The sequence below is a fragment of the Vibrio sp. 11-4(1) genome (assembly GCF_013048625.1).
Lineage (GTDB): Bacteria > Pseudomonadota > Gammaproteobacteria > Enterobacterales > Vibrionaceae > Vibrio > Vibrio diabolicus.
The window spans coordinates 132,569-146,253 of record NZ_VHSY01000003.1 but is presented as its reverse complement, the minus strand read 5'-3'; the positions used below and the strand labels follow the sequence as shown (position 1 = coordinate 146,253).

Genomic DNA, 13,685 nt, shown 5'->3' with positions numbered 1-13,685 from the left:
CAAATAAAAAATCCCAGCCAATGGCTGGGATTTTTTATGCTTCTTGCTTGTCTTCGGCAATGGTGACTTTCAAGCTCATCTCTTTTCCTTTGCGAATGATGCCGACGTCCACGGTGGTGCCAGGACGTAAATCGGTGACGATATCCATGACGCTCTGACGCCCTTGCACTTTATTGCCATCAATACTGATAATGATGTCCTGCTTTTGGAAGCCTGCTGCATTGGCTGGGCCATTTGGATCAATACCAAGCACGACAATACCACCTATGTGTTCATTTCCAAGTAGGCGAGCAGTGACCGCATTAATATCTTGGCCGTCGATACCAATATAGCCACGAATCACGCGACCATCAGCGATGATTTTCTGCATGATCTTGCTGGCTAGTGGCGCAGGGATCGCAAAGGAAATACCGTAAGTTTCTAAATCAGTCGCTTGTTGGAAAGAGGCGGTATTGATGCCGACGAGCTCACCTTGTGTATTCACTAGAGCACCGCCAGAGTTCCCCTCATTGATGGCGGCATCGGTTTGAATAAATGCTTGGCGACCGTCGCTAATAGATGAGCGTCCTGTTGCTGAAATAATGCCGAACGTTGTGGTTTGACCAATGTTGTATGGGTTGCCGATGGCTAGGACCACATCACCCACTTGTGGCTTGTAATTAGAGTTCAGAGGGATAACAGGTAAGTTCGAACCTTCGACACGCAGTACGGCAATATCTGTGCGTTTATCCGTGCCAACTAGCTGAGCTGCCGCGGCTCTACCGTCTTGTAATGCGACAACAATTTGGTCTGCTTGAGCAACCACGTGGTAGTTGGTAATGATGTAGCCTTTCTCACTGACAATGACACCTGAACCCAGACCTTGAGTCGAGAGTTTACTGCGATCATTTTCAACATATTTACGGCTGTAGATGTTTACTACGGCAGGTGCTGCTCTTCGCACCGCCTGATTAAATGTCAACTCAACGGACGCGATATTAACAGGTTGCGGATCTAGCGCGGCAGGAATTACGTTGTGGCGCAAAGATGGCACCGCCAGTAATACCACTGCGGCAGTAGCCAAGCCTAAAAAGACAGAACGTAATAAAAAGCTGAGCATATCCTCTCCATGCATGAGCGCCAAAATGGCATAGAAGATGAAGAATAGCATTACATTGAAAAATAACAAAAGGGCAGCACGGAATCGTGCTGCCCTTTTCATTAGCTATTGAGCGATAAGGAAAAGTATTCGAGGCTTATTACTCGATGCTATGCATCGAAAACCTTATTTCCTATCACTTTGAAAGTGACTAACGAATAACAAGATAAATAGTACGTTCGCCACGCTGAATATTCAGAGCCAATACGCCTTTGTGCTTATCCACTATTGCACGAAGCTCAGCAAGGTTTTTCACGCGCTGGCGGTTCACACCGATAATGATGTCACCTTGCTGTAATTGATATTGAGCAGCCGGAGAGTTATCTGCAACGCTCGATACTTTAACGCCTTGAATTGCATCACTTGGTGTCGTATTGCTTAATTCCGCACCCTTGAGCCCTTCGTGTAATGTTTCGGCTTTGGCTTTCATATTTGTAGATTCGCCAAGCGTTACATCAAAGGTTTTATTCTTACCATCTCGAACCACACCTAATGTGATTTCTTTTCCTGCGCCCAGCGTTGCTACTTTTGCGCGGAGCTCTGAGAAAGTATTAATCGCTTTGCCGTTTACCGATACAATTACATCACCGGCTTTCAATCCAGCTTTATCGGCTGCGCTGTCCGGTACGACTTGACCAATAAAGGCCCCTTTACTCGACTCGTAACCCAGTGCATCAGCTAGCTCAGAGGTTACTTCGCCACCTTGCACACCCAACATGCCGCGTTTGACTTCACCAAACTCTAGAATTTGGTCGGTGAGGTTTTTCATCATGTTTGATGGAATCGCAAAGCCAATCCCCACGTTACCGCCGTTAGGGCCTAAAATCGCAGTATTAATACCGATCAGCTCACCATTAAGGTTGACCAATGCACCACCAGAGTTACCGCTGTTAATTGCGGCATCGGTTTGGATGAAGTTTTCGAAGTTTTCAACGTTTAAGCCACTACGGCCTAACGCTGAGACGATGCCCGACGTCACGGTTTGACCGAGTCCGAATGGGTTACCAATCGCAACCGTAAAGTCACCTACGCGAAGTTTGTCGGAATCTGCGACTTTAATTTGCGTTAAGTTTTTCGCTTTTTCTAATTTAAGCAACGCAACATCGGCCATCTCATCGCCGCCAACGAGCGTAGCGTCATACTCGCGACCATCATAGAGGCGAACTCGAATCTCATCCGCGCCCTTGATTACGTGGTAGTTAGTGACGATATGCCCTTTTTTCGCATCAATAATGACACCAGAACCTAAACCTCTGAACGGGCGCTCGCGCCTTTGCTCCATCGGAAAGTCCGGTCCAAAGAAGAATTGAAATTGTTCGGGAATACGGCTGGTTTGTACTTGTTTGCCTTCTACAGCAATACTCACAACAGCAGGGGTTACTTTCTCAAGCATGGGCGCCAAGCTAGGTAACTGTTGGCCATCCACATTTAAAGGTAATGCGGCGGTGGCTTGAACTGGCGCAATAATAGAGCCCAAACTCAGAGATAGAACGGTGAGCGCAAGCAGTGGTTTTTTCATCCAATAACTCCTCTTGAAACATGTCTGCCAAAAAGAAATATCCGAACGGTTAGTTCACTTTGTTAATAACTAATATAGGGCCTAGTTCGGATAATCAAAGGGGGAGGCAGTTCACATCCAAGTTAGAGCAAAGGTAAGAAGAAAAAGTTCAAAAAAGGGCCGATACAAATGTATCGGCCCTAGTAGGTAGAGGTAAGAGAAGGTTATGATGCTTTTGCGGTTACCGCTTCGGGAGCATTAATGATTTCTTTCTCTTGATCCTTTAAAAGACCCGTTGCGCCATTGGCGTAGTCTTTTGGCTGTTCGTTAAACTCTGGTTGATCTTCTGCAATAGCTTCAGAAGACATTGCCGTTTTCTTATCAAACGGGTTGTCTTGCTCTGGCAAGTTTGGCAAAAGCTCAGAAGAGGTCTTAGCCATATGTTGGTACAGCTTGGTGTAATCTTTACCTAGTGTATCCAACATTTCTGCGGTTTGTGCAAAATGATCGACGAGCTCTTGACGTTGTTGCTCTAGTTCAAACTTGGCCGCTTCAAGTTCTTTCTGCACAGACTTTTGTTTCTTGTATTCAGGGGTGGTTAGTCTACTAATGACTACGCCTACGATTGTACCGACCAGCAAACCCACAATGGCATAAATCCAAGGCATAACTGCTCCTTATAGTTGTTTTAACAAGTCTTTTACTACTTAGTTACACGCGGTGCTAGTCCATGTTACTATGGCTTGAACAGCCGATAAAGAAAAATAGCAGTATGTCTTCGGGGACTGATAACTACTTCTCTCTATTCTCAAAGTTGACCCCGAGGTAACCCTTTTCCCAGTACCTCTATACGACTTAATACGATGACACCACTACAACAATATCAAAAAGACATAGCAGAACACGGGTTTCAGCGTGATGAAGCTCAGTATCAAGCGGTCGTTGCATTAGATAAGCTTTACCATGCTATCGTTGAATTTCAGTCAGCTCCTGTGCCCCAGCTTTCCAAATGGCAAAAGCTCATGGGGAAAAAAATCGACATGCCTGAACCCCCAAAAGGTCTTTACTTTTGGGGAGGAGTCGGACGCGGTAAAACGTACCTCATGGATGCGTTTTTTGATGCTTTACCAACCCAAAGAAAAATGCGCGTACACTTTCACCGCTTCATGTATCGAGTACATGATGAGTTGAAGCTGTTAGGTGATGTCGAAAATCCGCTAGCAAAAGTAGCGGATAAATTCAAAGAAGAAGCGGATGTGGTTTGCTTTGATGAATTTTTTGTCTCTGACATTACGGATGCGATGATCCTTGCAACGTTACTCCAAGAGATGTTCAAGCGGCAGATGATCCTAGTCGCGACTTCAAACATCGAACCGCAGAACTTATATCGTAATGGCTTACAAAGAGCGCGCTTTTTGCCTGCAATTGATATGATTTTGGCACGCTGTGACGTGTTGAATGTTGATAGTGGCGTTGATTATCGCTTAAGAACGCTTGAACAGGCCGAAATATACCATTATCCACTTGATGAACAGGCCAACATTAACCTCAACAAGTATTATCAGCAGCTGACGGGCGAACGTCAGATCGTCGCTCATCAAATCGAAGTTAATCACCGTCAGCTTGAGGTAATTGAAGCGAGTGATGGGGTTCTGCATGCGTCTTTTACTCAGTTATGCCAAACCGCTCGCAGTCAAAATGACTATATTGAGCTATCCCGAATTTATCACACGGTATTACTGGCGGACGTTCAACAGATGAATCGTAAAATAGATGATGCAGCGAGACGTTTTATTGCACTGGTCGATGAGTTTTACGAGCGCAATGTGAAGTTGATTATTTCTGCTGAAGTGCCAATGGAAGACTTATATATTGAGGGGCAGCTCGAGTTTGAATTTAAGCGCTGCTTGTCTCGGCTCACTGAGATGCAAAGTCATGAGTACCTCGCGCGTGAGCATTTGGCCTAAATCTAGTGGGTTCTTAAAAAGTGAAGAAAAAATTAGTGATTTGGCGCAAAAAAAGGTGATTTTTTCTTCGCTCTTCTCTATAATCCTGCGACCCACCGTTACTGCAGACCGGATTATCGAAGTTATTTCGAAATTGAAGGTCGAGAGTACCAACGACTCGAAGGGGTGATGACTGGGCTCTTAGACAGTGTGGGAGCACCAGAACGGTGTTCCTTAAAGTTTAAATTTTAATTAACGGGTTATTATTAGCATGAAAACTTTCGTTGCTAAACCAGAAACTGTAAAACGCGACTGGTACGTTGTAGACGCTGAAGGTAAAACTCTTGGTCGTCTAGCAAGTGAAATTGCATCTCGCCTACGTGGCAAACATAAAGCTGAATACACTCCTCACGTTGACGCTGGTGACTACATCATCGTTATCAACGCTGAGAAAGTTGCTGTAACTGGTAACAAAGCTAAGAACAAAGTGTACTACCGTCACTCTGAGTTCCCAGGTGGTCTAAAATCTATCACTTTTGAAAAGTTGATCGATCGTAAACCTGAGATGGTTCTTGAGCTTGCAGTTAAAGGCATGCTTCCACGTGGTCCTCTAGGCCGTGCTATGTACCGTAAGCTTAAAGTTTACGCAGGCGCTGAGCACAACCATGTTGCTCAACAACCACAAGTACTAGACATCTAATTGGGGATTTCGAAAATGGCAGAGAATCAATACTACGGCACTGGCCGTCGCAAAAGCTCAGCTGCACGTGTTTTTATTAAACCAGGCAGCGGCAACATTGTAGTAAACAAGCGTAACCTTGACGAATACTTCGGTCGTCCAACAGCTCGCATGGTTGTACAACAACCTCTAGAACTTGTTGAACTAACTGAAAAGCTAGACCTTTACGTAACAGTTAAAGGCGGCGGTATTTCTGGTCAAGCTGGTGCTATCCGTCACGGTATCACTCGCGCGCTTATGGAATACGATGAGTCTCTACGTCCTGCTCTACGCGCAGCTGGCTACGTTACTCGTGACGCTCGTTGCGTTGAACGTAAGAAAGTTGGTCTACGTAAAGCACGTCGTCGTCCACAGTTCTCTAAGCGTTAATTTCCTCTTATTGGAAATTCTGCTTTTCAGAGTTACTCTGGAAACTGTGTACCAAAAGCTCGGCTCTATGCCGGGCTTTTTTGTTTTTAAAGAAATAATACCTGCCTATCAATATCCATTTGTATTCACTTATAACTAGGCTCAGAGTAAGTCTTCTTCCTTACCATACGTTATAAGCTTATTTATCTGCTGTGGGTGCCTTTACGTCTTAATATCCCTGCAACATGTTTTAAAATGCCTACTCGTCTTTTTTGCGTATGCGGCGTGCTACAAAAGTGAAAATACAAACAACGTAAGTTGAATGCGCACTAAGAAATATTTTGCTGTGTAATTAACTGAAAACTACCAAGATAAAAGGTTTGAATAGCTTTCAGCAGAACTACCATGTTGTGCTTTCTTGTTACAAATCACATCAATTTTTTATAATTCTGCCGCTTTTGTGACGACGCGAGCGATTTGCCTCACAAATGTTACAAAAAGGTAGCTTTATCTTGTCAAAAAGTAGGGTTTTCTTTATCATTTCCCTCCAATAAATAGAACTAAATTCATTGTTTGTTAGCCATGCTCTTATAAGCGGAATAATAACGATCCAAAGGGAGCAAATGGGAGAATGTTTGGATGAGCAACGCGCCTTTAAATAACGGTCGCAGGCGTTTTCTAACCGCTACAACGGCAGTTGTTGGTGGGTTAGGGGCAGTCGCCGTCGCCGTGCCTTTTATCAAATCATGGAATCCGAGTGCTAAAGCCAAAGCGGCAGGTGCTCCGGTGGAAGTGGATATAAGTAAAATTGAACCAGGTCAGCTGGTTCGTGTCGAGTGGCAGGGGAAACCTGTATGGATTGTTCGCCGCACTCAAAGCGTTCTAGATAACTTAAAAACGATCGGCGATAAGCTTCGTGATCCGCAATCTGAAATGGAACAGCAGCCTGAGTACGCTCAGAATGAGTTTCGTTCGATTAAGGAAGAGTTTTTTGTCGCTGTTGGTTTCTGTACTCACCTAGGTTGTTCACCAACCTATCTACCAGACTCTTTCTCAGAGCAGGTCCAGGGCGTAAGATCTGGCTTCTTCTGTCCTTGTCATGGTTCTAAGTTCGATATGGCTGGTCGAGTGTTCCAAGGGGTACCTGCTCCATTGAACCTTGTCGTTCCTAAGCACATGTATTTGAGCGACACCAAGCTCATTGTGGGTGTTGATGAGGGGGATGCATAATGCAAGCAATGTTAGACTGGGTTGAAAAGCGTATTCCTGCAATGAATGCTTATAAAAAGCATTTGTCTGAATACCCAATGCCTAAGAACTTCAACTTTTGGTACCTTTTCGGTTCTCTGGCGATGCTGGTTCTGGTTAACCAAATCCTAACGGGTATTTGGCTAACGATGAACTACGTTCCTTCTGGTGACGGTGCGTTTGCTTCTATCGAGTACATCATGCGTGATGTAGAGTACGGTTGGCTTCTACGTTACATGCACTCAACTGGCGCATCTGCGTTTTTCGTTGTTGTGTACTTGCACATGTTCCGTGGCCTGATCTACGGCTCATACCAAAAACCTCGTGAACTACTGTGGATCTTCGGTATGTTGATCTTCCTCGTTCTAATGGCTGAAGCATTCATGGGTTACCTACTGCCATGGGGTCAGATGTCATACTGGGGTGCGCAGGTAATCATTTCTTTGTTTGGTGCGATTCCTGTTATCGGTGATGATCTAACGCTTTGGATCCGTGGTGACTACATCATCTCTGGTGCAACGTTAAACCGTTTCTTCGCACTACACGTTATTGCACTGCCTATCGTTCTGCTTCTTCTTGTGGTTCTGCACGTATTGGCGCTGCACGAAGTCGGCTCAAACAACCCTGATGGTATCGAAACTAAGCTACCAAAAGGTTCAATGGGCGATGATTACAAGACACAGTTCAAGTTCCACGATTACTACACGAAGAAATACGACATTATCGACTCTATTCCTTTCCACCCATACGGTACGGTTAAGGACTTAGTTGGTGTGGCTGGTTTCTTGTTCTTCTTCTGTTACGTGCTGTTCTTTAACCCAGAAATGGGAGGATACTTCCTTGAACCGCCTAACTTTGAAGCTGCAAACCCACTGAAGACACCAGAGCACATTGCTCCGGTATGGTACTTCACGCCGTTTTACGCAATCTTACGTGCGGTTCCAGACAAACTATTAGGTGTTATCCTAATGGGTGCGTCAATTGCAGTGCTGTTTGTTCTACCTTGGTTGGATCGTTGTAAAGTTCGTTCATACCGTTACCGTAGCAAACTTCATCTGTTGAATATTGTACAGTTCACTATCGCCTTTATCGCTCTGGGTATTTTAGGTGCGTTACCTGCAACACCAACGTACACACTACTATCTCAGATCTTTAGCTTGTGTTACTTCATGTTCTTTGTGTTGCTGTTCTTCTACAGCAAAAATGAAGCAACCAAACCATTACCAGAGAGGGTGACATTCAAATGAAGAAGTGGATTGTAATTCTATTTGCTATGTTGCCATCACTAGCGATGGCAGCGGGGGCTAACGTTCCGCTTGATAAAGCGAATGTTGACCTAACGGATAAAGCTTCGCTACAAAACGGTGCGAAGTTGTTCATGAACTACTGTTTTGCTTGTCACTCAACGCAGTATCAGCGTTATGAGCGTGTAGCAACAGACTTGGAAATTCCAGCAGACTTAATGAAAGAAAACCTGATTTTCAATCCTGAAGCGAAAATCGGTGATCTAATGGTCAATGCAATGCCACCGAAGCAAGCGGCAAACTGGTTTGGTGCTCCACCACCAGATCTTACGTTGGTTGCACGAGTTCGTGGTGCTGATTGGTTATACACTTACTTACGCTCTTTCTATGTTGATCCATCTCGTCCATTCGGCGTGAACAACATTGTCTTCCCGAGTGTTGGTATGCCACATGTGCTCGAAGAGCTACAAGGTATCCCGACGCCGATTTACGATACGAAAATCGTAGATGGCGAAGAAGTACAAGTTGTTGTTGGTACTGAAACAGATGGTACGGGTGAGCTGAGCGAAGGCGAATACGACAAAGCGGTTGGTGACCTAGTGAACTTCTTGGTTTATTCAGGTGACCCAGTGCAGCTTGAGCGTCATGCTTTAGGTTGGTGGGTAATGGGCTTCTTAGTGCTTCTAACCATCGTTGTCGTGATGCTCAAGAAAGAGTATTGGCGCGATGTGCATTAATTGTGCTAAAATACCGTGCTAATTCCCAATTTTAATTGATGTACAATGGAGGCTTAGCCTCCATTGTTTTTATTTGTAAGTGTACTGGAGGGCTCCATGGCTGTAGCTGCCAATAAACGTTCTGTGATGACTCTTTTCTCAAGTGCATCAGATTTGTATAGCCATCAGGTTCGCATTGTACTAGCTGAAAAAGGCGTAAGTGTTGAAGTTGAGCTTGTTGACGAAGCAAACCTTCCTGCTGAGCTTGTTGAGCTAAACCCATATAAATCAGTGCCAACTCTTGTTGACCGTGAGCTAGCTCTTTACGATTCAAAAATCATCATGGAGTACTTGGACGAGCGTTTCCCTCATCCACCTCTAATGCCGGTTTACCCTGTTGCTCGTGGCAACAGCCGCTTGATGATGTACCGTATCGAACGCAACTGGTATTCACTCGCTGAAAAAGTGATGAAAGGTAATGCGGAAGAATCAGAAAAAGCACGCACAAAGCTGCGTAATGATCTTCTAACATTAGCGCCAATTTTTGCTGAATATGAGTACTTCATGAGCGAAGAATTCAGCTTGATCGACTGTTACCTAGCTCCATTATTGTGGCGTCTGCCTCAACTTGGTATCGATCTGGTTGGCCCTGGTTCAAAAGAAATCAAGGTGTACATGAACCGCGTATTTGAACGTGATTCGTTCCTTGCTTCTTTAACTGAAGCTGAACGTGAAATGCGCCTAGTTCGCTAAGTGATTTTAAACACGTTATGGATATTGCAAAAATGACTGCTCGCCGTCCGTATATGCTTCGTGCATTTTACGATTGGCTAGTAGACAATGACTTGACTCCTCACTTGGTGGTGGATGCAACGATGCCGGGCGTACGTGTACCGGTTGAGTTTATTCAAGATGGTCAAATTATTTTGAATATTGCACCACGTGCGGTGGGTAATCTTGAGTTAGGTAATGATGCGATTACCTTCCATGCTCGCTTTAGCGGCCGTCCACACTCAGTAATTGTGCCTGTGTATGCTGTCCAAGCGATTTACGCCCGTGAAAATGGTGCTGGTACTATGTTTGAACCAGAAGAAGCGTACACTCACATCGAAGAAGAAGCGATGACCGAGGAAGAATCATCCCCATCGTTTACAACGGTTAGCGATGAGCCTTCTGAGTTAGCCTCTGATTCGGATGCCGAAGAGGACGATGCTCCTCGACCAAAAGGCAAACCAAGCTTAAGAGTGATTAAATAATAAAAAAGCAGCGTAACGCTGCTTTTTTTCTTTTTAGTGTCTTGACGTGTTTTCAAGTGATGTTTCGCAATTACTCAATCGTAAATGCTTCGACGTTGGCTTCATTTTCCGCGTTTGTCTCACTTTCTATTGTTTGTACACCGTCACTCGGTAAGTCCACTTCAACAGGTTCCATTTCGCCATATTGGAACCCTTTAATGACTTGTTTTACGCCAGAGATATTACGCGCGATTTCTGTCGCTCGCTCGCCTTGCTCTGGTGTGACATAACCAAACAGAAAAACGTCGCCGTCTTCAGTGATCACTTTAACCTTAACGCCATTGAGTTCAGAGTCGGTCAGCAAGGCTGATTTTACTTTGGTTGTGATCCAACTGTCGTTGCTAATTTGAGTGACAGTGAGTGGCTCTTTTTGTTTGATTTGATTGTGTATGACTTTCACACCACTAACTTCTCGAGCTCTTCGCTCTAAAGCATGAATAAGGTCTTGCGTTGGAGCCTGACCCATAAGAACAACCGTACCGTTGTAGGAGCTGGCAACCACACGAACTTCACCTTTAAACGGCGCCTTATTACCGATCGCCGCAACTTCGAATTCGATGTTGTTGTCTTGCCAAATTTGTTTTGTACTGCGTGTGTCCGTGACAATATTTGCTGTGGTTGCAGCGCCAGCGATAAACAAGCCAGCGCAACCACTTAAACTCAATGCTGTTAATAAGATAACGAGGCTACGTATCATAATTCTGACCCTCAGTCTTGGTTACTCTTCATGAGCAGGGAAAAGCACCTGGTCAATAAGATCACAAAGACAATGGAGTGTCACCATATGTACTTCGTGAATACGTGCAGTGCGGTGTGATGGAATGCGAATTTCGACGTCGTTCTCACCAAGCAGTCCTGCCATCTCACCGCCATCTTTGCCTGTTAGCGCGATAATCGTCATGTCTCGAGTTACGGCCGCTTCCATCGCTTTGATAATATTTTTGCTGTTACCGCTAGTCGACATGGCAAGCAGAATGTCGCCTGGCTGGCCAAACGCTCGTACCTGTTTTGAGAAAATTTCCTGGTAGTGGTAGTCGTTTGCAACAGCGGTCAGGGTTGTATTATCGGCTGTTAAGGCCATTGCAGGTAGGCTAGGGCGCTCAGTTTCAAAACGGTTTAAAAGACAAGAAACAAATTGTTGAGCGTTTGAAGCACTGCCGCCATTACCACAACATAAAATTTTGTTGCCATTGAGCAAGCTTGAGACCATCGCTTGGGCCGCGTGAGTAATGGCATCGGGCAGCGCCTCTGCTGCTGCGATTTGAATTTGAATACTTTCTGTAAAGCTGTCTTTAATGCTGTCTAGCATCGCTTATCCTTCAGAGATTGCGTTTTCTATCCAGTTGATATCTCGCCCATTGTCATGAATAGCGATGACATCAAACCGATAATCGATATTGTGTTTTAAGCGCTTTTGTTGGCTAAGCCAAACTTGTGCAGTTTTGATTAGCTTGCGCATTTTTGCGTGCGTTACCATTTCTGCTGCTGAGCCAAAGTGATCGTTCTTACGATATTTGACTTCAACAAACACGATAGTTTCACCTTGTTGGAAGATTAAATCAATCTCACCGACCTTGGTCAGGAAATTTTGTTCAATAAAGCGCAAGCCCTGGCGTTGCAAATAGTGCTTCGCCAGAGCTTCATATTGATTTCCGATTTGGCGCTTACTAAAGAGCCCCACGCTCAGCCCAGCTCAATTCACGCTGTACAACACAGTTGTTGTCGATACTTAAAATACCGGTTTGGCCACCGACTGAGTAACCAGGAACGACCTTCATTTGTGGAAGTTCACCGATCAATTTATATGCATCCATACCGAGTGCTTTCAAACGTTTTTCCATGTTAGATTGCTCTGACCAAAGCTCGTTCATTTCAGCGGTCACGCTAGGATCTGGGTCAATCAGCAATGGAATGTCGCTGTAGATGATGCCTGTTAGATCTTCGTATGTCGCGCCGCCACTGTTGCTACGCGAACTAGAGAAGATTTGTGGTGCTTTCGCATCAGGGTTAATCGCTACTTCGATAAACGGCTTGATCAAAGTCAGCTCAGTGCTTCTAGCTACGATATAAACCGCATCAACATCACGACGGCTACGTGGCTGTGTTTCAAGCTTAATTCGCATTAATGATTGCATCTGGGCGATACGCTGCTTGCTCTCTTGCAGGCCAAATACTTCATTGATGTCTTTTTGAAGTTGGCGCTTGTCACCAAAGTAACTTGCTGCGACTTTGTTAGAGCTGTACTTTCGCCATTCTTTGTTGAAAGCCTCAGTTACACGCTCTCCAAAGCTGCCTTTTGGTGCAAGAATAAGAGGGAAGTTGTAGCCTTCGCTGAACAAGTGTTTTGCAGCTTGTGCGGCTTCTTGTTCCGGTGATAATGCCAAGTAGCAAATATTGCTATCTGGTTGCACATCCTCGGGGATATTTAGCGCAAGGGCTGGAATGGTAGGGCCATTTGCTGAGCCATCCATGGTTGTGTGCAACAACTCCACGTTCTCTTTTTCTAGAGGGCCAACAACAAAATCGATGTTTTCATTGATCAAGCGTTGTTTAATTTGGTCAGCGTTATACGCATTGGTGTCAATCACCGTAAGTGTTGCACTAGGATCTCGATTACGATCATTCATCATCGCAAACACAAAACCATCACGAATTAATTGCGCTTGTGGCGAGAACTTACCCGTCAGCGGCAGCAATAAAGCAGTATTGTTTGGCTTCACGATATCAAGAGAGAGAATGTTTTGAATCTCTTCTGGTGTATAGATAGCAGCAGGGTGCGAAGGGTTTTCGCTTAACCAGCGCTCTAGCGTATTTTTAAGTTGGGACAGGTTGCCCGATAGCGTTTTTGCATAAACAGCCAGCTGAAGCCAGCCGTCTAGAACATCCTCATTCGGCTCTGTTTCTAATGAGGTGAGTTCATATTCTGAGTAGCTGCCAAAGTTCATCCAAATACGGCTAGAGATTTCCCTCTGCTCTGCTGACGAGGCGTATTGACCAAATGCAACCAGCTGGCGGTTTGCTTCAAACGCTTGGTTAAGGCCTTGATAAGCGTCGGCACGCATCAAGTAATAGTCTTTCCATTGCTCGTTTGGCAATTTCCACCAAGGTTTAAAGTTTAACAATTGCAGCAACTGCGAGTAATTACCTTGCTTTTGCTGTATGGTCGCACGCGCCAGTTGCCACTCCGCTTGCTGAACTTCGGTCAACTGTTGTCGAGCCAGACGTTTGATCAACAGTTCTGCTTGATCAAACTGGTTCGCTTGAATAGCGGCTTTGGTTGCCATGATCAACCAGTCATTTTGTAAACTGCCTTCCGTGCTATCAGCTTGGATCATATAGTTCTGAACAGACTGAGTAGGCTCAAGTGTTACATCAACGCCATCAGGCTGTCTTGGACCTGAAGAACAGGCGGCGAGCGTAATTGCTAGTGCAACAGGAGTAAGTATGCGTGGTACACTGAGTCTCTTATGGTTAATCATTGCCGTGAGTTCTCTATAATTTTGTACAAAATTG

The 13,685-nt window shown here is 44.9% G+C and carries 15 protein-coding genes; 8 read left to right on the top strand and 7 right to left on the bottom strand.

Annotated elements, in window-relative coordinates:
* Positions 1–34: 34 nt before the first annotated feature.
* The 3 genes from degS to zapG form a co-directional block, all read right to left on the bottom strand.
* On the bottom strand, positions 35–1,099 hold the full coding sequence (gene degS / locus FKN16_RS07015; RefSeq protein WP_170902356.1) for an outer membrane-stress sensor serine endopeptidase DegS: 1,065 nt from the start codon (positions 1,097–1,099) through the stop codon (positions 35–37).
* A 190-nt stretch (positions 1,100–1,289) separates the two neighbouring features.
* Positions 1,290–2,657 (bottom strand): Do family serine endopeptidase, encoded by a 1,368-nt coding sequence (locus FKN16_RS07010; protein ID WP_170902355.1) that lies wholly within the window; start codon positions 2,655–2,657, stop codon positions 1,290–1,292.
* A gap of 203 nt (positions 2,658–2,860) precedes the next feature.
* The gene (gene zapG / locus FKN16_RS07005; RefSeq protein WP_005395919.1) at positions 2,861–3,304 is read right to left on the bottom strand and encodes a Z-ring associated protein ZapG; all 444 of its coding nucleotides are present in this window, start codon (positions 3,302–3,304) and stop codon (positions 2,861–2,863) included.
* Positions 3,305–3,499: 195 nt separating this feature from the next.
* On the opposite strand from zapG, the gene zapE reads away from it, so the two are divergent.
* The 8 genes from zapE (at position 3,500) to sspB (ending at position 10,133) form a co-directional block, all read left to right on the top strand.
* Positions 3,500–4,603: a cell division protein ZapE gene (zapE, locus tag FKN16_RS07000; protein ID WP_170902354.1), complete on the top strand. Its 1,104-nt coding sequence runs from the start codon at positions 3,500–3,502 to the stop codon at positions 4,601–4,603.
* A gap of 250 nt (positions 4,604–4,853) precedes the next feature.
* On the top strand, positions 4,854–5,282 hold the full coding sequence (gene rplM, locus FKN16_RS06995) for a 50S ribosomal protein L13 (protein WP_012842158.1): 429 nt from the start codon (positions 4,854–4,856) through the stop codon (positions 5,280–5,282).
* 15 nt (positions 5,283–5,297) lie between these two features.
* Positions 5,298–5,690: a 30S ribosomal protein S9 gene (gene rpsI / locus FKN16_RS06990; protein ID WP_005372876.1), complete on the top strand. Its 393-nt coding sequence runs from the start codon at positions 5,298–5,300 to the stop codon at positions 5,688–5,690.
* A gap of 618 nt (positions 5,691–6,308) precedes the next feature.
* A complete protein-coding gene (gene petA / locus FKN16_RS06985) occupies positions 6,309–6,899 on the top strand; it encodes a ubiquinol-cytochrome c reductase iron-sulfur subunit (RefSeq protein WP_005396462.1) in 591 nt (196 codons plus the stop codon).
* Positions 6,899–8,164: a cytochrome bc complex cytochrome b subunit gene (locus FKN16_RS06980; protein WP_005372880.1), complete on the top strand. Its 1,266-nt coding sequence runs from the start codon at positions 6,899–6,901 to the stop codon at positions 8,162–8,164. Before petA ends, FKN16_RS06980 begins: the two co-directional genes overlap by 1 nt.
* On the top strand, positions 8,161–8,898 hold the full coding sequence (locus FKN16_RS06975) for a cytochrome c1 (RefSeq protein ID WP_104969053.1): 738 nt from the start codon (positions 8,161–8,163) through the stop codon (positions 8,896–8,898). The genes FKN16_RS06980 and FKN16_RS06975 overlap by 4 nt, the downstream gene beginning before the upstream one ends.
* A 96-nt stretch (positions 8,899–8,994) precedes the next feature.
* Entirely contained in the window at positions 8,995–9,630 is a 636-nt protein-coding gene (gene sspA, locus FKN16_RS06970; protein ID WP_005372897.1) for a stringent starvation protein SspA, read from the top strand.
* Between the two features lie 17 nt (positions 9,631–9,647).
* Positions 9,648–10,133, top strand: a complete 486-nt coding sequence (gene sspB / locus FKN16_RS06965) for a ClpXP protease specificity-enhancing factor (RefSeq protein WP_031780550.1) — start codon at positions 9,648–9,650, stop codon at positions 10,131–10,133.
* 70 nt (positions 10,134–10,203) lie between these two features.
* Here sspB and FKN16_RS06960 read toward each other — a convergent pair whose 3' ends face one another.
* The 4 genes from FKN16_RS06960 to FKN16_RS06945 are packed head-to-tail and all read right to left on the bottom strand — an operon-like array spanning position 10,204 to position 13,651.
* Complete coding sequence (locus FKN16_RS06960) at positions 10,204–10,869, bottom strand: BON domain-containing protein (RefSeq protein ID WP_005396458.1); 666 nt, start codon at positions 10,867–10,869, stop codon at positions 10,204–10,206.
* A gap of 21 nt (positions 10,870–10,890) precedes the next feature.
* Positions 10,891–11,481, bottom strand: coding sequence for a phosphoheptose isomerase (locus FKN16_RS06955; RefSeq protein ID WP_005372901.1), 591 nt, complete (start codon positions 11,479–11,481; stop codon positions 10,891–10,893).
* 3 nt (positions 11,482–11,484) lie between these two features.
* Complete coding sequence (locus FKN16_RS06950; RefSeq protein ID WP_012842156.1) at positions 11,485–11,853, bottom strand: YraN family protein; 369 nt, start codon at positions 11,851–11,853, stop codon at positions 11,485–11,487.
* Positions 11,840–13,651 carry a penicillin-binding protein activator gene (locus FKN16_RS06945; RefSeq protein WP_048626628.1) on the bottom strand — a complete coding sequence of 604 codons (1,812 nt, stop codon included), beginning with the start codon at positions 13,649–13,651 and terminating at the stop codon, positions 11,840–11,842. The genes FKN16_RS06950 and FKN16_RS06945 overlap by 14 nt, the downstream gene beginning before the upstream one ends.
* Positions 13,652–13,685 lie beyond the last annotated feature (34 nt).

Excerpts from the sequence above, each read along its gene's own strand:
- FKN16_RS06945 (WP_048626628.1), bottom strand. The coding sequence starts at position 13,651 with ATGATTAACCATAAGAGACTCAGTGTACCACGCATACTTACTCCTGTT.
- zapG (WP_005395919.1), bottom strand. The coding sequence starts at position 3,304 with ATGCCTTGGATTTATGCCATTGTGGGTTTGCTGGTCGGTACAATCGTA.
- degS (WP_170902356.1), bottom strand. The coding sequence starts at position 1,099 with ATGCTCAGCTTTTTATTACGTTCTGTCTTTTTAGGCTTGGCTACTGCC.
- rplM (WP_012842158.1), top strand. The coding sequence starts at position 4,854 with ATGAAAACTTTCGTTGCTAAACCAGAAACTGTAAAACGCGACTGGTAC.
- sspA (WP_005372897.1), top strand. The coding sequence starts at position 8,995 with ATGGCTGTAGCTGCCAATAAACGTTCTGTGATGACTCTTTTCTCAAGT.
- FKN16_RS06980 (WP_005372880.1), top strand. The coding sequence starts at position 6,899 with ATGCAAGCAATGTTAGACTGGGTTGAAAAGCGTATTCCTGCAATGAAT.
- petA (WP_005396462.1), top strand. The coding sequence starts at position 6,309 with ATGAGCAACGCGCCTTTAAATAACGGTCGCAGGCGTTTTCTAACCGCT.
- FKN16_RS06975 (WP_104969053.1), top strand. The coding sequence starts at position 8,161 with ATGAAGAAGTGGATTGTAATTCTATTTGCTATGTTGCCATCACTAGCG.
- sspB (WP_031780550.1), top strand. The coding sequence starts at position 9,648 with ATGGATATTGCAAAAATGACTGCTCGCCGTCCGTATATGCTTCGTGCA.
- FKN16_RS06955 (WP_005372901.1), bottom strand. The coding sequence starts at position 11,481 with ATGCTAGACAGCATTAAAGACAGCTTTACAGAAAGTATTCAAATTCAA.
- rpsI (WP_005372876.1), top strand. The coding sequence starts at position 5,298 with ATGGCAGAGAATCAATACTACGGCACTGGCCGTCGCAAAAGCTCAGCT.
- zapE (WP_170902354.1), top strand. The coding sequence starts at position 3,500 with ATGACACCACTACAACAATATCAAAAAGACATAGCAGAACACGGGTTT.
- FKN16_RS06960 (WP_005396458.1), bottom strand. The coding sequence starts at position 10,869 with ATGATACGTAGCCTCGTTATCTTATTAACAGCATTGAGTTTAAGTGGT.
- FKN16_RS07010 (WP_170902355.1), bottom strand. The coding sequence starts at position 2,657 with ATGAAAAAACCACTGCTTGCGCTCACCGTTCTATCTCTGAGTTTGGGC.